This is a genomic window from Streptomyces cyaneochromogenes (assembly GCF_003963535.1).
GTDB lineage: Bacteria > Actinomycetota > Actinomycetes > Streptomycetales > Streptomycetaceae > Streptomyces > Streptomyces shaanxiensis.
In genome coordinates this window covers 8396667-8418559 of the sequence record NZ_CP034539.1, presented here as the reverse complement: position 1 = coordinate 8418559, position 21893 = coordinate 8396667, and the positions used below count along the sequence as shown (strand labels likewise).

The 21893-nt window shown below is 72.0% G+C and carries 20 protein-coding genes and 1 pseudogene; 17 read left to right on the top strand and 4 right to left on the bottom strand.

Annotation, left to right across the window (positions count from 1 at the left end):
• Nucleotides 1-11 precede the first annotated feature (11 nt).
• Genes EJ357_RS38045 through EJ357_RS48610 form a run of 3 tightly spaced genes read left to right on the top strand, consistent with a single transcriptional unit; the run spans nucleotide 12 to nucleotide 1137 of the window.
• The gene (locus tag EJ357_RS38045) at nucleotides 12-455 is read left to right on the top strand and encodes a phage tail protein (RefSeq protein WP_067228587.1); all 444 of its coding nucleotides are present in this window, start codon (nucleotides 12-14) and stop codon (nucleotides 453-455) included.
• Nucleotides 455-982, top strand: a complete 528-nt coding sequence (locus EJ357_RS38040; protein ID WP_126396202.1) for a hypothetical protein — start codon at nucleotides 455-457, stop codon at nucleotides 980-982. Before EJ357_RS38045 ends, EJ357_RS38040 begins: the two co-directional genes overlap by 1 nt.
• Nucleotides 979-1137, top strand: coding sequence for a DUF6760 family protein (locus tag EJ357_RS48610; RefSeq protein ID WP_175647664.1), 159 nt, complete (start codon nucleotides 979-981; stop codon nucleotides 1135-1137). The genes EJ357_RS38040 and EJ357_RS48610 overlap by 4 nt, the downstream gene beginning before the upstream one ends.
• A gap of 156 nt (nucleotides 1138-1293) precedes the next feature.
• Here EJ357_RS48610 and EJ357_RS48605 read toward each other — a convergent pair whose 3' ends face one another.
• Nucleotides 1294-1443 carry a hypothetical protein gene (locus EJ357_RS48605; RefSeq protein ID WP_175647663.1) on the bottom strand — a complete coding sequence of 50 codons (150 nt, stop codon included), beginning with the start codon at nucleotides 1441-1443 and terminating at the stop codon, nucleotides 1294-1296.
• A gap of 60 nt (nucleotides 1444-1503) precedes the next feature.
• The gene (locus tag EJ357_RS38035; RefSeq protein WP_126396201.1) at nucleotides 1504-1878 is read right to left on the bottom strand and encodes a hypothetical protein; all 375 of its coding nucleotides are present in this window, start codon (nucleotides 1876-1878) and stop codon (nucleotides 1504-1506) included.
• 2068 nt (nucleotides 1879-3946) lie between these two features.
• Here EJ357_RS38035 and EJ357_RS48600 point away from each other — a divergent pair.
• The 10 genes from EJ357_RS48600 to EJ357_RS37990 all read left to right on the top strand — a co-directional run bounded on the left by EJ357_RS48600 (nucleotide 3947) and on the right by EJ357_RS37990 (nucleotide 18733).
• On the top strand, nucleotides 3947-4684 hold the full coding sequence (locus EJ357_RS48600) for an extensin (protein ID WP_175647662.1): 738 nt from the start codon (nucleotides 3947-3949) through the stop codon (nucleotides 4682-4684).
• Nucleotides 4685-4764: 80 nt separating this feature from the next.
• The gene (locus EJ357_RS38030; protein ID WP_126396200.1) at nucleotides 4765-5190 is read left to right on the top strand and encodes a phage tail protein; all 426 of its coding nucleotides are present in this window, start codon (nucleotides 4765-4767) and stop codon (nucleotides 5188-5190) included.
• A gap of 12 nt (nucleotides 5191-5202) precedes the next feature.
• Nucleotides 5203-5934, top strand: a complete 732-nt coding sequence (locus tag EJ357_RS38025) for a CIS tube protein (protein WP_126396199.1) — start codon at nucleotides 5203-5205, stop codon at nucleotides 5932-5934.
• The gene (locus EJ357_RS38020) at nucleotides 5934-7838 is read left to right on the top strand and encodes a VgrG-related protein (RefSeq protein WP_126396198.1); all 1905 of its coding nucleotides are present in this window, start codon (nucleotides 5934-5936) and stop codon (nucleotides 7836-7838) included. Before EJ357_RS38025 ends, EJ357_RS38020 begins: the two co-directional genes overlap by 1 nt.
• A 126-nt stretch (nucleotides 7839-7964) precedes the next feature.
• Nucleotides 7965-8405, top strand: a complete 441-nt coding sequence (locus EJ357_RS38015; RefSeq protein ID WP_126396197.1) for a GPW/gp25 family protein — start codon at nucleotides 7965-7967, stop codon at nucleotides 8403-8405.
• Entirely contained in the window at nucleotides 8405-10363 is a 1959-nt protein-coding gene (locus EJ357_RS38010) for a putative baseplate assembly protein (RefSeq protein WP_126396196.1), read from the top strand. Before EJ357_RS38015 ends, EJ357_RS38010 begins: the two co-directional genes overlap by 1 nt.
• The gene (locus EJ357_RS38005) at nucleotides 10360-10923 is read left to right on the top strand and encodes a phage tail protein (protein ID WP_126396195.1); all 564 of its coding nucleotides are present in this window, start codon (nucleotides 10360-10362) and stop codon (nucleotides 10921-10923) included. The genes EJ357_RS38010 and EJ357_RS38005 overlap by 4 nt, the downstream gene beginning before the upstream one ends.
• Nucleotides 10920-12608: an NADase-type glycan-binding domain-containing protein gene (locus EJ357_RS38000; RefSeq protein ID WP_126396194.1), complete on the top strand. Its 1689-nt coding sequence runs from the start codon at nucleotides 10920-10922 to the stop codon at nucleotides 12606-12608. Before EJ357_RS38005 ends, EJ357_RS38000 begins: the two co-directional genes overlap by 4 nt.
• A 150-nt stretch (nucleotides 12609-12758) precedes the next feature.
• Nucleotides 12759-17921, top strand: coding sequence for a hypothetical protein (locus tag EJ357_RS37995; RefSeq protein ID WP_126396193.1), 5163 nt, complete (start codon nucleotides 12759-12761; stop codon nucleotides 17919-17921).
• A gap of 128 nt (nucleotides 17922-18049) precedes the next feature.
• Nucleotides 18050-18733 (top strand): DUF2238 domain-containing protein, encoded by a 684-nt coding sequence (locus EJ357_RS37990; protein WP_407698440.1) that lies wholly within the window; start codon nucleotides 18050-18052, stop codon nucleotides 18731-18733.
• A gap of 123 nt (nucleotides 18734-18856) precedes the next feature.
• Here the strand turns inward: EJ357_RS37990 and EJ357_RS37985 are convergent, their stop codons facing one another.
• Nucleotides 18857-19225, bottom strand: a complete 369-nt coding sequence (locus EJ357_RS37985) for a VOC family protein (RefSeq protein ID WP_126396192.1) — start codon at nucleotides 19223-19225, stop codon at nucleotides 18857-18859.
• A 63-nt stretch (nucleotides 19226-19288) separates the two neighbouring features.
• On the opposite strand from EJ357_RS37985, the gene EJ357_RS37980 reads away from it, so the two are divergent.
• On the top strand, nucleotides 19289-19747 hold the full coding sequence (locus EJ357_RS37980) for a MarR family winged helix-turn-helix transcriptional regulator (RefSeq protein ID WP_126396191.1): 459 nt from the start codon (nucleotides 19289-19291) through the stop codon (nucleotides 19745-19747).
• A gap of 98 nt (nucleotides 19748-19845) precedes the next feature.
• Here the strand turns inward: EJ357_RS37980 and EJ357_RS37975 are convergent.
• Nucleotides 19846-20226 (bottom strand): annotated as a pseudogene (locus EJ357_RS37975) (PP2C family protein-serine/threonine phosphatase); the annotation flags it as partial.
• Between the two features lie 251 nt (nucleotides 20227-20477).
• Between EJ357_RS37975 and EJ357_RS37970 the strand changes: the two are divergent.
• The 3 genes from EJ357_RS37970 to EJ357_RS37960 are packed head-to-tail and all read left to right on the top strand — an operon-like array spanning nucleotide 20478 to nucleotide 21785.
• The gene (locus EJ357_RS37970; RefSeq protein WP_126396190.1) at nucleotides 20478-20924 is read left to right on the top strand and encodes an SRPBCC domain-containing protein; all 447 of its coding nucleotides are present in this window, start codon (nucleotides 20478-20480) and stop codon (nucleotides 20922-20924) included.
• The gene (locus EJ357_RS37965; RefSeq protein WP_126396189.1) at nucleotides 20921-21289 is read left to right on the top strand and encodes an ArsR/SmtB family transcription factor; all 369 of its coding nucleotides are present in this window, start codon (nucleotides 20921-20923) and stop codon (nucleotides 21287-21289) included. The genes EJ357_RS37970 and EJ357_RS37965 overlap by 4 nt, the downstream gene beginning before the upstream one ends.
• A gap of 13 nt (nucleotides 21290-21302) precedes the next feature.
• Complete coding sequence (locus EJ357_RS37960; protein WP_126396188.1) at nucleotides 21303-21785, top strand: hypothetical protein; 483 nt, start codon at nucleotides 21303-21305, stop codon at nucleotides 21783-21785.
• Nucleotides 21786-21893 lie beyond the last annotated feature (108 nt).

The following is a 21893-nucleotide window of genomic DNA, read 5'->3' as shown; positions in this document are numbered from 1 at the left end:
ACAGAGCACGGATGAGTCTGCAGCCGGGTGACGCCCTCACCTCACACAATTTCGGCCTCCAGATCGACGGCGTGATGGTGGAGTACCTCGCGGAGGTCAGTGGCCTCAGCCTCGAACAGGACGTCATCGAGTACCAGCAGGTCTCGTCGCAGGGCAGGGCGGTGACGAAGAAGCTGCCGGGCGTGAAGAAGGCAGGCACGTGCACCGTGGTCCGCGGTATGACACAGTCGGCCGCCTTCAACCAGTGGATCAGCGAGTCGGTCGCCGGGAACATGGGCAGCGCCCGCAAGAACGCCACCATCCTGGTGATGGACTATCAGGACAACCCCGTCAAGCGCTACAACATGCGCAACGCCTGGTGCAGCAAGGTCGACACCAGCACGGTGAAGGCCGGTGAGGCCGCCGCGCTCACCGAGACCGTGACCATCACGTTCGAAGAACTGGTCATCGAGTAATGCGTCGTTCGGCACGCGGGGCGGGGGCGACGATCGCCGAGCGGGGCCCGGCCACGGATGCGGTCCCGTCCGCCGGAGCCGTACCGGAGGAGGCCGTGGCGGCGACGGTGCCGGGGCGGCAGACCGGCGCCCCGGCCGCCGCCCCGGCACCGCAGCGGCTGCTCACGGAGTTCGCCTTCGAGTTGCCCCGCGGATTCGTCGACGAGGCCGGAGTCGTGCACCGCGAGGGAACCATGCGGCTCGCGACCGCGCGGGACGAGCTGATCCCGCTGCGGGACCTGCGGGTGCAGGAGAACCCGGCCTATCTGTCGGTGGTACTGCTCGGCCGGGTGATCACCCGCCTGGGCACGTTGGCGGTGGTGCACGACGGGGTGGTGGAGAACATGTTCGCCTCCGACCTCGCGTTCCTCCAGGACTTCTACCGGCAGATCAACGCCGAGGGCCACACCCGGGCGGGTGTCACCTGCCCGCACTGCGAGCAGCCGTTCGAGGTCGAACTCGGCGGGAGCCGCCTGGGGGAATCGTGACGTACGCGACCGACCGGCTGCACGAGGAGATCGCGTACATCGCCTACCACTTCCACTGGAGCCTGGAGGAGATCCTGGACCTCGAACACCGTGACCGCCGCCGGTACACCGAGCAGATCGCCGGGTTCGTCGCCCGTGCCTCGGCGGAGGGGTGACGGCGTGGGACTTCTGAGTCGGCTGAGGAACGCCCTGACAGGTGAACCGGCGGATGGCCGGGAGCGGTCGACGGGCGCGGCGGAACCGGACACCGGAGCGGTTCGGCCCGCTCCCGAGACGCCCCGGTCGGCCGGATGGCCCACGCTGCCCCCCATTCAGCGGGCGATCACCGACACGGCCGGGCCGGTCGCGGACGCGGGGTTCGGCGGTCGGCTGACCACCTGGCGCAACCCGTCGTTCCGCAGCGGAATGTCCCACGCGGTGCTCGACGACGCGCCGGGCGGCCTGATCAAGGACGCGCTCACGGCGTCGGCGGTACCCGGCGCCGGGCTCGAACTGCCCTCTCTCGCCCTGCCCGTGGTGGCCTACGGCGATACGCCCGGTCGCTCCGACGACGCCACGCCGGTCCAACGGGCGGCCCTTCCGGTTCCGGTGTCCCGCCCGACCGGCGTCGCGGTCATCCCGCCAAAGCCCTCGCCCACCCCGCCGACCACACTGACCAGGTCCCGGCAGGCGCCCCCGGTGCAGCGCCGGGCGCTGCCGGTGGCCCGCCGGGCCGCGTCGGCTGCCGGCAGCCAGGGTGCACCGGCGCCCTCGGCTGCTACGACCTCCGGCCCGGACCGGGAGCCCTCGGACGGCCCCGCCCCGGCCCCGGCGGCGGGTGCGTCCCGCTCCTCGGGCACATCGTCGGCCACCGTCCAGCGGAGTGCCTCCGCCCCCGCCCAGGGGTCCTCCGGCAACCCGCTCCGAACTCCGATCCCTGACGTGGCGTCGCCTGGTGGTTCGGCCTCGGTCCAGCGGAGCGCGGTAGTGGGGCATACGCCTTCCTCGGCGTCCGAGGGTACCTCCGCAGACTCGTTCCGGGCCCCGATGGCCGAGGGTGCGTCGGCCTCCGTCCAGCGGAGCACGGCGCCCGAGCGGACGCCTGCCGCGGGCTCCGGACGGACGGCCGCCACGGGCTCGCCCCAGGCCCTGATGGCCGACAGTGAGCCGGACTCCGTCCAGCGGCGTACGCCCGCCGTGGGCCCGACGCGGGAGTCGTCCAGTGGCTCGGGCGCGGTTCCCGTTGCCGGCGTGTCCTCCTCCGCTTCCGTGTCAGGAAGGGCGCCGTCCGCCGGTGCGGTTGCGCCGGTTCAGCGGAGCGCGACAGGTCGGACGGGGAGTACCCCGGTCGACTCGGCGGCCTCGGACCTCGGTCCGGCTCCGACTCCGGCTGCCCGTGTGAACCGCGCGACCACGCCCGGGAAGGAACCAACACCGGGTACGCCGGCCCCGGTCCAGCGAAGCGCTGTCGACGGGGCTGCCGGGACAAGGCCCGGTTCTTCGGCAGGCACCAGCTCCGCCTCGGCCTCCGCGACCGCGTCACGCCACACATCGTCGGCCGGTCGGCAGGCCCCCGCAGGCGCCGGTCCCATCGGCGGCGCGCGACGCGCGGGGCTCGGCACACCGACGTCCAGCGGCCCGGCCCCGGCCGTGCCCGTGTCTGCGGAGCGGTCGAATTCCCGGCCCGTCGGCGAGGCGACTCCCTTGGTTTCTCCGTCATCCAGTACGGCGGCCCTGATCCAGCGCAGTGTGCCCGTCAGTACGAGGCCCCAGACAGAACCGCCCACGGCACCGACCCATGCCGTACGGCGCACGGGCCTCGGCACACCGACGTCCGGCGGCCCGGCCCGGGTGACGGCCGAGGGTATGGCCGTGTCCCGCGACACGCCACCAGCCGGTCAGGCCGCTCCGGTTCAGCGCAGTGCTGTTGACGACGGGCGGCGCGCGGGACTCGGCGCACCGATAGCCCCCGACTCGGCCTCGATCCCGGTCCTGTCGGCGGCTTCCGAGCCGTTGTCCGGGCAGCCCGGCAACGCTTCCACGTCCCGGAGCTCTTCGGCACCCGCTGGGCAACCCTCGGTCCAGCGGACCGCCGTCGGCGGCGGGACACAGGCAGCATCCGGTCTCCCGCTGCCCACCGCCTCGACACCTGCGCCCACGCCGACCACGGCTCCAGGTCCGCAGTCGCACACGGCTCCAGCCGTCGGCACGGCCCAGATTCAGCGGAGCACCGCCGACGGCACGCGGTTCGCCGGACCGGCCCCGGACGGGACCAAGGCACCGACGCGCCCTACGCCGGGCGGGCAGACGGGCATGCCGATCAGCGCCGCCACCCTCACCACCAAGCCCGGCGGGGGCCACGCCGGAGAACCCCACCAGCAGACGCCGCGCGAACCCCGCACCGTCCAACGCACGGTGAGTGGATCGGCGCCCCCGGCATCGGACGCCCCCCACAAGGCTCACCGCACCGGAACACCCCTCCCCGCACCCGCGCCACCAACACGGCCGTACGGGCCCGGACACGCCGTTCAACGTGCTGCCACTCCAGGCGCCCCCGTCGTGTCCGAGCACGATCCAGACCACCGGACGAGGAAGACCGGTGGAGGCACGGGTCACCCCCAGCCCGTGCCTCCACCCTTGCGTGCGCTCACTCCCGAACGGGCACTGACCTCCCTCGTCCCGACCACACCGGCCCCCGTTTCCCTTGCCCCGCCCCACCGCCAGGCCGGGGCAGCCGTACCACTGCGCCGCACCGCTCCCGGTCCGACGGTGCAGCGCGCCCCCGCGCCAGGCGTCGGCTCTGCCACCCCTGCCGTCCCCTCGAGTACCGGTCCCGCACTCCGACAGGCCGACGCAACCGCCCCATTGCCACGCGCCGGTGCGCATCCAACAGTGCAGCGCACCCTCACCCCGGGCGCCGGTTCCCGTTCCCCTGCCGTCCCGCCGGGCGGGGGTTCCGCTGCCCCCGCCTTCCCCGTCCAGCGCATGGCCTCCGCCACGTCTCCGGTGACGCCCCGCACCGACGCGCACCCCGACGCCCACCTCAGCGGCGTCTTCGGCGGCGGGGAACGCCGACAGGTCGGCACCGCCCCCACTCCGATGAACCGCCCGGCCCTGGCCCCGTCCCGCGGTCCCGAGCCGTCCGCCCGGCGTTTCGCCGTTCAACGGCTCGCTCACCACGAGCCAAAGACCCACGGCGACGCGGTTCCGGTCCGGTCGGCAGGTCCACGCGCACCCGTGCGACCGCCCGGCGGCGGCGACGTACCCGTCTCCGTACAGCGCGCTCCGATGCCCGTCGTCACACCTGTGCCGCCTCAGCCCGCCACCCCCGTCATGCCGGTGCAGCGCTTCCCGTCCACCCCGCACGTGCCGCCGGTCACCCGGGCGGCGCCGGCTCCCGCACCTCCGCCGAGTCCTCCGGTCGTTCAGCGCGCCCCCGAACCCGGGCCGAACAGAACATCCGCCGCACCCACCTCGCGCAGAACGCCCCTGTCGCCTTCGAGGCACACCGACTCCCCTCCGTCGACGGCCGATCCGACCGATCGGACCGATCGGACCGATCGGACCCCGGCGCCCGGCCCCGCCTTCGACCCCCGTTCCCTGACCGACTTCCAGCTCGACGACCTGACGCACCGGCTCGTCGGCCGGATCACACGGCACCTGCGTACCGAACTCCGGCTCGACCGGGAGCGCGTCGGAAGGCTCCGAGATCCGCGCGACTGACCCGCCCCCCGTCCCCGCCCCCATCCCCGTCCCCGCCCCACGGCTCGACCGACCAGCTCCGTCCCAGAAAGGCCCACCCGATGCCCCGCGATCTCGACCCGGGATCCACCATCTTCTTCACCCTCACCATCGACGGCGAAAGCCTCGGCTACTTCAACGGGTGCGAAGGGCTGGCCTCCACCGTGGAGATCGAGCAGCGCCAGGAGGGCGGGAACAACGGGTTCGTCTGGCAGCTCCCGTCCCGGGTCACGTTCTCGACGATCCGGCTGACCCGGCCCCTGACCCCGGACACGGCGAAGGTCGCGGCCTGGATCTCCTCCGTGAGCACGGGCATCACCCGGCCCACCGGCCAGATCGCGGCATTGCGCGCGGACGGCTCGGAGGTGGCGCGCTGGGGGCTGATCGACGTGCTGCCGGTCAGCTGGCAGGGACCCTCCCTTGACCCGGCGAGTCCCGCCGTGGCGACGGAGGTTCTGGAAATCACCCATCACGGGTTCACGGACTAGGGGCGAGCGCACATGGCAGTCAAGGCAGGAAGAGGCGGCGCGGGCAAGAGCCTGGTGCGGGCCTCGCTGGCCATTCACGAGCCGCCGATCGGCCGCAGCACCACCCCGGGCGCGCTGATCAGGAACTTCACCTTCGAGTTCAACCCCTCCCAGCTCGCGCTCAGCCGGCAGGCCCAGTGGAAGAGCACCCCGACCGCCGCGGTGCGCGACGGTTCCGTACCGGAGTTCATGGGACCCGAGCCACGGCAGATGACGGTGGAGATCTTCCTGGACACCTCCGCCGACCCGGGCGGCAACAGCGTGCTGAAGAAGGTGGAGGCACTGTTCTCGTGCTGTGAGGTGACCGCGAAGAGTATCGCCGCCAAACAGCCCTCCACCCCCTGGGTCGTGTTCCAGTGGGGATCCTTCTCGACGGCCCGCTTCACCGCGTACGTCTCCTCCGTGGAAGCCGCCTACTCGCTGTTCGGCACCACAGGAGTACCGATCCGAGCCACCTGCCAGGTGCGACTGCACGAGATCCCCAGCCGGACCAGGGGACAGAACCCCACCTCGGGAGCGCTCACCGCGCGGCGTGTGCACCGCGTCGTCGCGGGCGACACGCTGCAGTCGCTGGCGTGGCGGGAGTACGGCGACGCGAACGTCTGGCGGGCGATCGCCGAGGCCAACGGCATCGACGACCCGTCCCGGCTGCGGACCGGCACGGAAGTGGTGCTTCCGGCAGCCGAAGAGGTGGGCGGTCACTGATGGCGCAGGCGTCCTTCTCCAACGTCGTCCATGTCTCGATCGGCGGCGGCAAGCTCCCGGACCACATCGCCGACGATCTCGTCGGGGCCTGGGTGGACCTCGGGGCCGGCGTCCCCGGCGCGTTCCGGCTCACCTTCCGGGACCCGCACGGCCTGCTGCTCGGCGAGCTGAACGTACGGTTCGGCACCAAGGTGGTCGTGGCGCCGGTCTCGGACAGCCAGGGCGCGGCATCGCCGTTGCTCACCGGCGAGGTGACCGGCATGGAGACCGACTACGACGGCACCGGCACGTTCACCGTGATCCGCGGATACGACCTGGGCCACCGTCTGATGCGGCAGCGCCGGGTCGCCGCGTACCGCAACCAGACCGCCGCAGACATCGCCCGCAAACTGGCCGCGCGCAGCGGCATCGCGATCGGCAGGGTGCAGTCGACCAAGACTGTCTATGAGTTCATCAGCCAGTCGAACGTCACCGACTGGGACTTCCTCTCCCGGCTCGCCGGCGAGAACGGCATGGTGATGTCGCTGGACTCGCGGGGGAAATTCCAGTTCGTCGAGGCGGCGCCGGCGTCCGGAGCTCCACCGACCAGCACCGACGGCGACAAGAGCCCGTTCGTGCTGCACGCCGGGCAGGACGTGCTGCGCTGCCGGGCCGCGGTCACCTCCGCGGACCAGATCGGCAGGGTCGAGTCGCGGGGCTGGGACGTCACCACCAAGAGGACGCTCACCGCGACGGCGCCCACGACCAGCACCCCAGCCGTCGCCATCGGCACCACTCCGGGCGCGGCCGCCTCGGCGTTCCCGCCCGGGAGACTGGTGGAGACCGAGACGCCGTACGACCGTCAGTCCGAGGTCGGGCACGCCGCCAACGCGCTCGCCGACGACATCGCGTCCTCCTTCGCCGAGCTGGAGGTCACCGTGCGCGGCAACCCGAAACTGCGCCCCGGTGTGCCGGTCACACTCAGGGACGTGGGCGTCCCCTTCGAGGGCAAGTACACGGTCACCTCCGTACGGCACGTCTTCGGCGACGACAGCCATTATCAGACCTGGGTGACCGTCAGCGGCCGGCAGTGGCGTTCCCTGTACGGGCTCGCCTCCGGCGCCGGCGGCACCGCCGCGCCAAGGCTGCCGAGCGTGGCCAACGCCCTGGTCACCGACGTACAGGACCCGCTGAAGCAGGGCCGGGTGAAGCTGCGGTTCCCGTGGCTGGACGACACCTACGTCAGCGACTGGACCCGCACCGTGCAGTGGGGCGGCAAGTCGGGCGGCGGGATCTTCCCGCTGGACGTCGGTGACGAGGTGCTGGTGGCCTTCGACCGAGGGGCATTGGACCATCCGTTCGTCATCGGCGGCCTCTACAACGGCCGGGACGTGCCGACCCCTGTACCGGACGTGCCCCTGCACGACGGACTGCGGCAGAAGGCCATCCGGCACACGCTGTCCGACCGGGACGGGAACCGGGTGGACCTGCTCAGCCAGACCACCGGCGCCCGTCGGCAGGGCGTGCGCGTCGCGAGCGGCGACGACCGGCTCACCATCAATCTCGACCGGACGAGGACCGAGATCACGGTGGACAGCAAGGGCTCCGTCACCATCAAGGGCGGCCGGTCGGTGTCGGTGGAGGCGGGCACGGACCTCACCCTGAGTGCGCGGCGGGCCCTGACGATCAAGAGCGGCGGACCCCTCACCCTCCAGGGCAGGGGTCTGGTCAACCTCAAGTCGCTCGCCGGGGCCGTCAACGTGGACGCGCTGGGCGCGCTCAGCCTCAAGGCGGCGGGCGCGGCAACGGTCACCGCGGGAGGGACCGTCCAGGTCAACTCCGCCGCCAACGTGGGCATCCGGGCCGCCACGCTCATGCTGCAGGGCGTCGTGCTGGTCAACAACAAGCCGTATCCGATCCCGTGACGGCGGGAGTCCGGTGCGGTCCGCGCAGTACATGAGAGTCGTCGGGTCCATGAAGTCCGTGAAGTTCATGACGTTCGTGATGTTGGTGAAGTCCGCCAGGAGCGGGAGAAGGCGGGTGGTCTGCTGATGGCCGAGCAGTTCGTCGGGGCCGGCTGGGCGTTCCCCCTGCGCATCGGGCCGACCGGGGGCATCGCCCTGGTCAGCGGGGAGCGGGAGATCGAGGAGGCCATCCGGCTGGTCCTGTCCACGGCGCCGGGGGAACGGCCGATGCGGCCGGAGTTCGGCTGCGCCATCCACGATCTGGTGTTCGCACCGGTCAACGAGGCCACCGCGGGCCGCATCCAGCACGAGGTCTACGTCAGCCTCGACCGGTGGGAGCCACGGATCGAGGTGACCGAGGTGGAGGTCACCGCGAGCACCGACCAGGGGGTGCTCTTCATCGACGTCCGCTATGCGATCCGCGGCACCAACAACCCGCGCAGCCTGGTCTTCCCGTTCTACGTCATCCCCTCCCACGACGAGCCCGATGACGACGGCTCGGCCCCCTCCCCGGAAGGCGCCCGCTGATGGCCCTGCCCTCCCCGAACCTCGACGACCGGCGCTTCCAGCAGTTCGTCGACGACGCCAAGCGCTACATCCAGCGGCGCGCCCCCGAGTGGACCGACCACAACGTCTCCGACCCGGGCATCACCTTCGTCGAGACCGTCGCCCACATGGCCGACCAGATCGTCTACCGGCTGAACCGGGTGCCGGAGAAGAACCACGTGGCCTTCCTCGACCTGGTCGGCATCCGGCTGTTCCCGCCGTCGGCCGCCCGGGCCGAGGTCACCTTCTGGCTCTCCGCCCCGCAGGAGGAACCGGTGGTGCTGCCCGTCGGCACCGAGGTCGCCACCGCTCGCACCGAGAGCGAGGAGGCGGTCGTCTTCGCGACCGAGCGTGAACTGGTCGTCGTACCCAGCGCGTTGCGCCATCTCATGGTGCAGCGACAGGGCGAGCCCGTCACCGATCTGACCGCCGATCTCGCCGAGGCGAAGGACGTGATGTGCTTCGCCGAGGCCCCGCGCCCCGGTGACTGCATGCTGCTCGGGCTGGACGCCGCCGTGCCGCACTGTGCGGTGGCGCTGGGTCTGGACAGCCGGGTCGACGGTGTCGGCGTCGACCCGCGGCAGCCGCCGCTGGTCTGGGAGGCGTGGACCGAGGACGGCTGGGCGGCGTGTGAGGTGGACCGGGACGGCACCGGCGGCCTCAACCGGCCGGGCGAGGCCGTGCTGCACGTTCCCGGCGGGCATGTGCTGTCCCGTACCGGCGGGCGGGAGGCCGGCTGGCTGCGCTGCCGGGTCACCGAGCCGCTACCGGGCCAGCCCTTCTACACCACCTCGCCGACCGTGCGTGCCGCCGAGGCGTTCACCGTGGGCGGCACCACCGGCGTGGTGCACGCCGAGACCGTGTACGACGAGTCCCTCGGCGAGTCCACCAGCCTGCCCGGCCAGCGGTTCCGGCTGGCTCACGCGCCCGTCGTCGGGGACGATCCGCCGGTGCTGCTGCAGACGGCCGAGGACGACGGCTGGCAGGACTGGGACGTCGTACCCCATTTCGCCGCCTCCGGACCGCACGACCGCCACATCACCGTCGACGCCACGACCGGGGAGATCGCCTTCGGGCCGGCGGTCCGGGAACCCGACGGCACCCTGCGGCAGTACGGGATGGTGCCTGCGCAGGGCGCGGTCGTACGGGTGCGCCGCTACCGGGTCGGCGGCGGCCGGGCCGGGAACGTGGCCCGCGGAGCGGTGCGGGTGCTGCGCACCTCCGTCCCGTACGTCTCATCGGTCGTCAACCGGGAGGCGGCGCGGGGCGGGGTCGAGGGCGAAACGGTGGAGGAGGCCAAGACCCGGGCGCCGATCACCCTGCGGGCGCAGGAGCGCGCGGTGACCCTGCGCGACTACGAGGAACTCGCGCGGCGTGCCGCCCCGGAGACGGCCCGTATCTCCTGCCTGGAGGGCGAGGAGAGCGAGCACGGGGCGTACGCGGTACGGGTGCTGGTGGTCCCGCAGGCGGTGCCGGACCCCGGCGGCAGGCTGCGATTCGAGCAACTGGTCCCCGGGGACGGCCTGTTGCGACGCATCACCCGCTTCCTCGACGAGCGCAGGCTCATCGGGACCCGGCTGGCGGTGGGGCCGCCGTTCTACCAGGGTGTGACCGTCGTCGCGACGGTGCACGCCTTCCGGGGCGTGGACGCCGACCGGGTGCGGCGGCAGGCGCAGGACGCCCTCTACCGCCACCTCGACCCGCTGACCGGGGGCGCCGACGGCACGGGCTGGCCGTTCGGCCGACGGGTCCAGGCGGGCGAGATCTTCGCTGTGCTGCAGCGCGTGGCCGGTGTGGAACTGGTCGACGAGGTGCTGCTGCACCCGGCCGACCCACTGACCGGAAAGCGGGGCGAGGCGACGGACCGGATCGACCTGGACCCGGCGGCGCTGGTGTTCTCCTTCGACCACCGGGTGCGCGTGATGGGGGACGGCGCATGAGTGCGAGGGGTTCCGTCGACGGGCTGAGGTCCTCCGCACCGCTCGGCGAGATGCTGCCCGCCGTGTTCGCCGACGACGACCTGGCACAGCGTTTCGTCGCGGGTCTCGACGAGGTGCTCGCTCCGATCCTGAACGTCCTGGACTGCCTGGACTCCTACTTCACCCCCGCGCTCGCCCCGGCGGACTTCACCCGCTGGCTCGGCGGCTGGGTCGGCGCCGAGACCGACGGCACTGAGCCCGAGGAGTGGCTGCGGGCCGCCGTGGCGACCGCCGCGCATCTGCACCGGGTACGCGGCACGCGACGCGGACTGGCCGAGACGGTCCGGCTGGCCTTCGGTGTGGAGCCGGAGATCAGCGAGAGCGGAGCCGCCGACTGGAGCGCCGGGCCACTCGGCCCCGTCCCCGGCGAGCCCCGGCCACGGCTGCACGTCACCCTGCGGCTGCCCGACCCGGCCCCCGCGGATAGACACCGGCTCGACAGCCTCGTCGCCGCGGCCCGCCCCGCCCATATGCCCTACACGGTCCAGGTGACCGCCGCGGAAAGGATTCCCGAGAGATGACCAGCCAGCCCCCCGCCACCGGTTCCGGCAGGGACGGGGCAGCGCGCTGCGCCGACTGCGGCACCCGGGCGGCGCCCGGCCAGTTCTTCTGCGACTCCTGCGGCGCCGTGCTGCGCTGGGCCCGCCACACGGCGCGCGGTGAGACGGCCCAAGACGCCCACGCCCGCGAGTCGGACGCCCCGCGCACCGAGGAGCCGGCGTCCGGGCAGTTCGCCACCCGGACCGGCAACGCCCGTGGAACGGACGACGCGCACACCGCGGAAGCCCGCCCAGCCGCCGGGCGATCGGCCTCCCGGGCCGAAGGCGACCGGGCAGCTGAGGGTGGGGTCGGCCGGGACACGGGCCCGGACGACCGGGACGGAAGCCGGTCAGTCGATCTCGGGGCGTCCGCGACCGGGAGCACCGAGCCGTCGCCGGGATCGGGGCGGGCCACCGGGCAGTACGCCGATGCCGAGGACAACGCGTACGCCGATGTCGTGGCCTCGTTCGGGGAGGCCCCGTCGACCGCGACGCGAACCTCGGAAACGGACGGCACCCCGTCCGGCACGCGTACCTCTGGAGAGCCTGGGCCGGACCCGGACCGTCCGAGCCCCGGCCGACCGGACACCAGCGCGTCGAGCACCGAGGACCCCGGCACGAGCGCGTCGCGCCGCAGCGAGCCGCTCACCCCGAATCCGCACACGACTGGGGCAACCGACGAGCCCACCCGCACAGGCGGGGCTGAAGCCGCCCCTACCGCACCGCGTCCCTCGGCGTCCTCCGCAACCCCCGCCGCCGGAGACGACACGGTCGCCCGGGCCAGGTCTCTGATCGTGCCGGTCGCCGACAGCGACCGCCGGGACGCGCCGACAGCGTCCATCCCGCCGGTGTTGCCGGGCCGCCCGGTCGCGGACCGCCCGCAGGTCCGCAACCCCGGCCGGGAACCCGGCGCCGACGGCGGTGTGCCCTGCCCTTGGTGCGGCACGTCCAACCGGCCGGACCGGCACTACTGCGTCCTGTGTGCCATGCCGCAATCCGGCGGCCCCGCGGTCCCCGGACGCCGCCCATGGTGGCGCCGCGTGCTGGACTTCCGTCAGCGGGAGGCACCGTGGGCCGGTGACCGGCCGCGTCTGAAGCGCGGTCTGGGCTACCTCATGACCTGGGCGCTCTGGGCGGTGCTGCTCACTGTGCTGATCACCGCCGTCGTCAACGCCGACGACGCCGTCAGCGCGGTCCGCGACCACTTCTCCAAGCGCGGCCCGGTCGGACCGGACAGCGTCAAAGCCTCGCGCTCCTATCCGCGGCACGGTCCGGAACTCGCCTTCGACAAGCTCAACAACACCTGGTGGGGGCCGGGGGTCAACCAGTCCGGTGAGGGCGAATGGGTCGAGGCCCGCTTCGACCAGCCCACCCGACTGCTCGACGTCATCATCACCCCCGGCGTCTCCGTGCGCGCCGACGAGCTCTCCGAGTCGGCACTCCCCCGGCGCGTCGAGGCCGTGATCACCACCGCGGGCGGCAAGAAGGAATCCCGCTTCCTCACCCTCGACCAGGCCGCCGGGGGCCAGCGCCGCGCCTTCCGGGCCGATGAGGTCACCGCCGTACGTCTCATCGTGCGCTCGGCCTACGCGGCCTCCGCCGACAAACAGGTCGCCATCGCCGAGATCGAGTTCTTCGGCCCGTCCAACAGCGGCAGATCCCGGTAGGCCGGTCGTCCCGCCAAGGGGAAGCGAGACAGCGTGCGCAGTCACCAGCAGCCGGGAAGCGGCCGGAGCGGCGCTTCCCCACAGCGGTCCGGCTCCCGCCCCGATGCCCAGGAGAAGGGAATCGAGAGACCGGGGAGGGCGCCCCTCGCCGTGCGCGCCGTCCAGCAGACGGCGGGCAACAGGGCGGCCGCTGAGGCGATTCGGGCCGCGCGGAACGGGCAGGGGCAGCAACCGCGCTCAGGCAGCTGGAGCGGGTTCTCCGAGCGGCAGCCCGGCCCCGAGGAGGTCGGCGTCGGCCCGAACAAGGGGAAGGGCAGGGCGGGCGTTCTTCCGCCGGAAAAGCCGTTCGGCTTACCGGAAGAGCCGCATCTGACGGCGGTGTCCGGCATCAGGCCCGCCGCCCCCCAGGCCAAAGAGAAGGGGAAACCGAGCCCGCCCGCACCGCAGCGGTTCGAACTGCCGTCGTACCTGTTGAACCTGGAGGCGGGCGGGCTCTCCATGACGTACGGGCTGACCGGCGACGATCTGGTGCGATCCCGGATCGCCGCCCTGGTCGGGCAGGACGACGGCGCCCTCGCCGACATCGAGGCGGAGCTGGCCGGGCGGCCGGAGAGCTTCTTCGGGGCGGGCCGCGCCTTCCCCGTCCCGGGCACGAGCGGCGCCGAGTGGTACGACGTCACCGTCAGCATCTCCCGGGCCCCCGGCGACCGCCCTCCCCTCTTCCAGGCGGGACTCCCGGCCGACGTCACGGCGCAGCCGCTCGCCGAACTGGAGGATCCCGAGGGCAAGGACACGAAGCTCGACGTCCACCACACCAGCGCCGCCACCGTGAGCAGCACCGGCGGGGGCTCCTCCAGCAAGGGCGCCGGTGGCGTGGCCTTCGGTCTCGCGCCCGTCGTGCCGGGACTGTGGCTCGGCGGCGCCGTCACCGGCAACGTCCAGCCCTGGCAGTCCTCCCGCGAGTCCCGGCACCAGCGGAACGTGGCGGAGATCCGCGTACTGCGCAGCGACAAGGGAACGGTCGAGGTGCACCGAAAGGTGCGGTACACGGTACGGGTGCGCAAGGTCGGCGACGGGTCGACGCGGACCGCCCAGGTCCCGGGCGGGCTCACCCACCGGGTCCCGGTCGAGCACCTCACCCCGGCGGGCACCGGCGGGCCCGGAACGACACAGCGCTCCCGGCGTCCAGTGGGGTCGACCGCCCAGGCTCGGGCCGTCTCCCTCTCGGACTCCCTGGCCCCCATCGGGGTGACCGAGACCGCCGCACCCCATGAAGGCGGCGGCGGACTCTTCGACACGGTCGCCTCCGTCATGCATCCCGCCGTCACCTCACCCGGCGCCCCCGGCCGGGCCCGGCTGTACGCGGCGACCGCCACGGCGACGGTCCTGGAGGACCTGCCCCGGCTGCTGCGCGACGGCGTCGTCGGCGAGGACCTCGTGGCCAAGGACGGCAAGACGGTGGGCAGCTACCACCTGCGGGCGACGCTCGACCGGGTCGTCCCCGCCTGGGGAACCGGCAACACCCAGCTCCGCAACCACCAGCAGGCCCAGACGTCGGTCGCGCAGAGCGCGGGCAAGGGCCGTGCGCTCCAGGCCGGAGCGGGCCCGGCGATCGGGGTCGGGGCCGTGGCCAACGCGGCCGTCGTCCGTGGTGGCGCGATGCCGGTCGGCGGTGCCCGCAAGGCGCGCGGCACCGCGGCCGAACAGGCCGTCTCCAGCCGGCAGGGCGCCGAGGTCCGCGGGGCGAAGGCCCTGTACTTCGGCAGGATGACCCTCACCGCGGAGGGCACGGGCCAACGCGCGGGGGACATGGCCCTGCGTCCCGGGCCCCGGGTGGCCCGTCACTCGATGGACGTCTGGTTCAGTCTGAGAGCCGACGAGGCCAAGGCACTGGGTCTGCCCCTGCCACAGGGAATGAACGCCGGTGAGTTCACCGAGAAGCCGAGGACGACCGACGCACACGGCGCCGAGGTCGAAGTCGAGCGGTTCCTGCCCTTCGGCGGCAAGGGAGCGAACGTCGCGCTCAGCCGACTCGACACCGGGCCCATGGTGCGGACCGTCCGCCGACTGTTCGCCACCGACCCCCGGCTCGCCGGCTACCTCCCCGCCTTCGGCACCGATCCCGCGCCCGCGGAGATCGGCCAGGAGGAGGCCGAGACCCAGCGCCAGAACTACCGTGCGCTGATGGCCGCCATGTCGGAGACCAACCTCCGGGTCAACAAGGACCAGCTGCTGTCCACCGGCATCCGGGTACGGCTGCGCCGCAAGACGAGCCTGCACGCGCACGACGTGCAACTCCTCTTCAAGGGCGCGCTGGGCGAGACCGCCTTCGAGGGCGACATCAAGGACTGGTCGGTGCGCAGCCACGCCGGCGTCACCAGCAACTCGCAGAGCGGCAGGGGCAGTTCACGGTCCATCGGCGGTCTGCTCCTGGGCCAGGCACGGGTGGTTCCCGGCATCATGACCATGGGAGCCCGCTACGAGCATCACCGCAGCGGCGCCCGCCGCAACCAGGCCGGCCCCACCAGCCGTACGGACATCGTGTCCAACGGCTCCGACAGCGCGAGCGCGTTCACGGCGGCCATGCGACTCGATGTGGAGGTCACCATGACCTCCAGGCCGCGCAAACTCCTCCGTGGTGTCACCCCGGGCACACCGGGCCGGGACGTGCCGGAGGCCGAGACGGTCGCCTACCTCAACCTTGGTCCACAGGACATACGGCTGCTCACCCCGACCGAATTCACCGTGGACAGGGCGGACATGGACCGGATCGCCGCCGTGTCCGCCGCTCGCCGGAGCGCGCCCGCCGCCGCCGAGCACCAGTTCGAAGCCAAGGGGATTGGCGATCTGGCCGAGCTCACTCCACGGCCGTCCGTGGGAGAACTGCTGACGCAGTGGCAGCTGGTGGAGTCGCTCGACGGGGAACCGGTACGGGACCTCGCCCTCCAGCTGCTGTCCCGGGCGGCGGCCCGCGACAAGGGTCTGCGCGAGGACCCGGCGCTCGCGACGGAGGGGCTCGCGCCTCGGCAGGCGATCGAGGAGCGGTTCGGCGAGCGGGCGATCCAGGGCGCGCTGCGGCAGGCCGCGTCCGCCGGCTGGGTCGTGAAGAACCTCACCTATCCGCGGCGCCTCGCCGGGCTCAACGGCGCGGTGGGGACCCGGATCTCCCTGGCCAACCCGAAGTTCCTGCACCTGGCTCAGGGGCCGGGCACCGAGACCTTCGTGCTCGGCGGGCACCAGTCCACCGGGCAGAAGGGCAAGGGAACCTCCCACGCCTTCCAGTACACGGTCGGTGGTGTGGAGACCGGTCCCAGCTGGCGCGCGGGCCAGGGCCTGGCGGTTTCCCACACCTCGGGCAGGAGCAACGCCGAGGCGCTCACCGTGGCCGGTACGGTGGAGCGCAACGCCCACACCCCGAAGAAGGGCCAGCTGTACCTGGTCCAGTGCGATGTGCTGCTGAACATGGTCGCGGAGGTCAAGGTCACCGGCGGGGGCCCCTATGTCACCAAGGGCGTGCGCACCCTGCCTGCGGCGGCGGCCGTATGGCTGACGGAGGCACAGCTGCCGGAGTCGGTACGGCAGGAGGTGGCCGCTCGGACAACGCCGCCCGCCGACCATGGCCTCACGGCTCCGCATCCGAGCGGTGAGACGCAGGCGGAGAGTTCCCGGACGGCCGCCGCCCGCACACCGGCCGCCCACACGGACACCGCGACGGCGACGACCACGACCACCTCATCCGCACCGGCGCTCGCGGCGAACCGCGCCCTCGGCTTCGGCATGATCGAGGACCTGCCGGACTTCGTCCCCCTGCTCACACAGCTGCGCGGCCGCCTCGCCCGGGGCCCGCACGCGATCCTCGTGGAACGCCTGCTGCCCCGCCGCCAGACCGACGACCGCAACGACAACGTGCAACGGCTGTTGCGTGTTCTCGACCGGGACGGTTCCGCCGGGCTGCTGTCCAGTGCGATGGACGGCGGAGTCACCGTCGAGCTCCTCGACGACCGCAGGACACCGTACTGGGCGGTGTTCAAGCTCGGCAGGGCGGGCGACGGCATGTCGACGGGGCCCGCGAGCGACGGCCGGGACATGGAGTACATCACTTCGGCCGTCGCGCAGCAGGCCACCTCCCGCGACAAGGGACACACCACCGGCGTCGAGGGTGTCCTCGCCGGATCCCTCAGACCCGAGAACGGCACCGGTGGGCTGAGGAACGTCGGCGGAGCGGGGGGCATGGGCTACGCGTCCGGCCACTCACGACGCGACGCCGACGTGCGCCGCGGCCAGCTCGGCATGAAGTCCGTCGCGGACAGCTCTTTGACCTCGGAGAAGGTGCGGGTGCCGATCCGTGCGAGCCTCGAACTCTACAAGGGCGACAAGAGGCTGGCCCGCGCCGATCTCGGCAGGACCGCACTGACCCATCGCATCCTGCGCTCGGACCTGGAGGCGCTCTCCCGGGTGCGGATGCCGGTGGAGGACCATGCTCTCGCCTCGCGGGGAAGCCGCGACGGCGGCGCCACGGCGTTCACCCCCGCCTGGCGGGACGCGGGTGTGAAGCTGCCCCTGGAAGCACAGGTCAACGGCTTCCAGGGCGCGCCCCAGGTCCGGGAGCTGGTCAGCTCCGCCGTACGGGCGGCCGGCGGCGGCGACCGGTTCCGCGCCAAGGGACAGGCGGCCGCCTACGCCCTCGACGAGGCGGTGTCCACCGAGTGGATGATCAGCGCGCTGCCGCTGCTCACCGCCGCCGGGGCCGACCTGCCGCCCGTGTACGCGACCGGGTTGGAAGGGCAGGACCTGCGGGCTTCCGTGCACGCGCGGTTGCGCAACGGGCAGGTCCTCGGTCTCGGCGGCAAGATGACCTTCGAGACTCTCGGGCAGAGCGATCTGGCCGCTCCCCGGCCGACCCAGGCCGACGGCCAGAGCAGCACCGATCACAGCAGGACCGCCCGCGCGCTGGTCGGCGCAGGAGTGCTCAACGCCACCGAGTTCCGCCTCAACCAGCTGATCGGCAACGCGGGCGGCGCCGGCGGCACGAACGACGCCATGGCGAACTCCTCCGGCTCGATGCCCGTGACCAAACCGAAGATGAAGGCGGTCCTGGTGCAGTTCACCCTGGATGTCAGAGTGCAGGCCACCGTGACGGGCCGGGCGCGGGACCGCGCCGGCACGGCGGTACGGGAGCTGACCCTGCCGCACCCGGTGGTGATCCGTATGCCGGAGCCCGTCGTCCGCCACATGCTGGCCACTCAGGGCGACCGAGTGAAGGACGACGGCCACCACCTGGACCCGGCCGCACCGCCGCCGCCCACTTCCTGAGTTCCGGCCCGAGCCTCCGCTGAGTTCCCAACCAGGCGTCCCCACACGGCAGATGAGTAGGCGTACTCATGCCGGGCTTCGCGACGACCCCGAGGATGGCGCCACCACACAGACACGAGGAGCACCCAATGTCCGCCATCCACATGGCCGTCAACCCCTCGCCATCGGACGCACCATCCGTCCCCGGCGGTACCGGTCGCCGACTGCCCGCCGTTCTCGTGGCCGTCGTCGCCGCGGCGCTCATGGCGTCGGCGTGGGGTGCCAAGGACCCGACCACCTGGCTGCTGGAGACGGTGTGGGTGATGGTGGGCCTGCCCCTGGCGATCCTGCTGCGGCGGCGGTTCCCGCTGAGCGGCCTGCTGTGCGGTCTGCTCGCCGTGCACGCGCTGGTCCTGATCGTGGGCGGGCACTACACCTACGCGGAGGTCCCGGCCGGTGACTGGGTGCGCGACTGGTTCGGCCTGGAGCGCAACCCCTACGACCGCTTCGGCCACCTCATGCAGGGCTTCGTCCCGGCGATCCTGGTCCGGGAACTCCTCGTGCGCACCTCGCCGTTGCGCGGCAGCCGCTGGCTCGCCCCGTTGGCCGTCTGCGCCTGCCTCGCCTTCAGCGCCGTCTTCGAGATGCTGGAGTGGGCGGCGGCCGTGATCGGCGGACAGGCCGCCGACGCGTTCCTGGCCACCCAGGGCGATGTCTGGGACACCCAGTGGGACATGTTCTGCGCGCTGATCGGCGCCACCTGCTCACTGCTGCTCCTCAGCCGCCTGCACGACCGCAGCCTCACCCGCCTGCCGTTTGCGGCGAAGGACTGAACCGGTCCCTCAGCCCGGCGTGGTGTGCGGAGCGAAACGTCGTCAGATCAGCAGAGCAGAAGGTAGCGTCACGCACGGGCCTGGGGCGCAACCGCTGATGATCGTCCGGTGGCGTCTGGTCGATCAAGCGCGGTCGTGGAGCGTGACCTGGTAGCCGTCGGGGTCGGCGAAGGTGAACGTCCGCCCGAAGGGACCGTCGATCGGTGCGGAGACGATGGTGTGACCGTCGGCGACGAGTGCGTCGTGGATGGCCTGGACGTCGGTGGCGTGGAGCCAGATCGCGGCACCGATACCGGGCTGAGCGACGGATGCGAGGTCGGTGCCGGGAATGACGTCGCGGACGGCGAACGCGATCGGCTTCGTCTCGAAGACGACGGCGTGCGCAGGTCCGGCCGGCGAGCGGACGAGGCCCAGGTACTGCTCGTAGAACGCCTGCGAAGCGTCGAGGTCGCGCACTTGGAGCGAGATGAAGTCGGGGCCGGTGGCGGGCATGATGACACTCCTTCTCTTCGTGTCAGTTTTCTGACACGCATCAACCTATGTCAGAATACTGACATGAGGCAAGAAGGTGTCGGCGTCGACCTGGAGACGTCACTGGGCTACCTGCTCAAAGAAGCGTCGAGCGCGCTGCGCGCGGCCATGGAGGAAGTGCTGCGGCCGCTCGGGATGAGCGTGACCCACTACTCCTGCCTCGAGCTGCTGGCGCAACGACCGGGCTTGTCGAACTCCGAGCTCGCGCGGGGCGCGTTCGTGACACGGCAGACGATGAACGTACTGCTCCAGGCCCTGGAACGAGACGGCTACGTGACCAGGCCCGCGGAGGCACCCGTCGGGAAGGCGCTTCCCACGCGGCTCACGCCCCGCGGCCGACGAAGCCTCGAGAAGGCGAGCGCAGCCGTCCGGTCCGTCGAGGCCAGAATGCTGGCCGGCCTGAACGAGACCGAGGAGGAGGACGCGTTCCGGATCCTGCAGAGCATGATCCATTCCCTGCGCGGCGACAACGAGGGTGCATAGCTCGTTCGCGGCGCACGTCTCGTCGCGCTCGGACAGGCTGCGATGAGCCTGTTGAGGGCGGCCGGACGACGGTGCGTAACTGCGCGCAACTCGTCCGGTGGGACGCCGCCGACGCCGAGTGGGGTGCCGGTGGGCAGGTCGAGCAGTCGGGGGTGGCCGCCGCCGCGGACGAGGGCGGGTGGCAGGTGTCCGGCGTTGGCGATGTGACACTCGCCGCGGTGGGGATCGTAGGCGGCGTAACGGCAGGTGGCGATGTACTGCTCCAACCGTGACGTGCTCGTGTCGAGGCGCTGCGGGACCTGGTCGGGCTCCAGGTCGAGGTCGGCGAAGGCGGCGGTGGCGGCGCGCAGGCGACCCATCGTGGCGGCGGCTTCGATGCCGCTGCCCATGACGTTGCCCACGACGAGAGCGGTCCTGCCGCCCTCCAGCGGGAGGACGTCGCACCAGTCCCTGCCGACCTCGTAGGCGGCCTGCGCGGGCCCTCCTACACCTCCGGAAGTCCTTCGGGGGTTGACGCGGCGGTTGGTTTCGTGGCCGAGGCGCACGGATGTGCCGACCGCTGGTGGGACGCGACCATTACGGTCTTTGAGCAGCCTCACGGCCCTCACCCAGCCTCCATCCATCATCACCAACCAACGATGACCCCCTAGGTGCAACCTTTGGGTTGCGCCTAGGGGGTCGATGTGCAACTCTGGGGTTGCATTCGATGTCGACGATGGAGGAGTCCCTCATGAGCGCGGACCGGATCGAACGCGAAACCCTGATCGCGGCACCCCTGGAGCGGGTCTGGTCGCTGGTGGCCCAACCCGGGTTCTGGGTGGCCGACAAAGCGAGCCTGGCCGGTACCGTGGCCAAGGAGGGCGAGTCGATGGTGGTGAAGAACGCCGAGCACGGCGACTTCCCGGTGCGCGTGGAGAAGGTCGAGCCGCCGACGTACCTGGCATACCGCTGGACCAGCGCGTTCCCCGGAGAAGAGCTGCGCGAGGACAACAGCACCCTCGTGGAGTTCACGTTGACCCCGGAAGGCGACCAGACGCGGCTGCGCGTCGTCGAGAGCGGGTTCGCGGCGCTGGCAGGGTCCGAGGAGCTGCGCAGTCAGAATCTGAAGGACCACAGCGAAGGCTGGCCCCTGGAGCTCGACGCGCTCAAGGCACGCGCCGAACAGCCCTCCACGTGACGGAAGAACCTCCCGGCGCCGCCGAGGTCGTCGACAGCGTCCTCGGTGCGCTGGCCGACCCGACGCGACGCCAACTGCTTGATCTGCTCGCCGCACAGGGCGAGGCCACTGCAACGACGCTCGCCGAACGACTTCCCATCTCGCGGCAGGCGGTGGTCAAGCACCTCGCCGTCCTGGACGCCGCCGGGCTGGTTTCAGGCAGCCGGGTCGGACGTGAGGTGCGGTACGCGGTGCGGCCTGCGGCGTTGGACGCAACGGCACGGTGGATGGCCTCACTCGCGGCCGAATGGGACCGGCGGTTGGCGAACATCAAACGCGTCGCTGAGGCAGCGGAGCGGGATTCGAGTTCGACACGCCCCGACTGAAGGGAAGCACGTTATGGACACGACAGCCCTTCGCAGCGCCTACGACAGGTTGCTCGATGCAGCGGCCACCCCCGACCTCGGCGAGGCGGACGATGGAGGATGGAACGCCGACCAGATCTTGGCTCATCTCCTCAGCGTCGACGCCTCGATCGCAGCGGTTGCCATGGGCGTCGTCGCCGGCTCGCGGCCCACCTTCGACAACCGGGTCTCCCTCGACCGCTGGAATCTTGACCGGATCATCGCCGAGCACTCGGGCCGGGCGGACCTGATTGATCATGTCCGGAGCCAGGCCACCGTCCTGTGTGACATCGCCGACCAGCTCAACGCGGAAGCCGCCACGGTTCTGGTGCCGTCGCTCCTCCTGTCCAACGACGCACTCGTGCTGGACCAGCCGATTCCACTGTCGAGCCTCATCGATGGCCTCGCCGAAGACCACGTGCCCGTGCATACGCAACAACTCCTCGATCTTCGCATCGCCGTCCCTGGGCACGCCTGAAAGACGGCGCCTGAATCCAACATTGGGCGCCCGGGTCCCCGTCTCACTCGTCCACAGCCCCACTCGTAGCTGTTCCACAGCGGCGTGCTGCTAGGGGTTGGCCTGCAT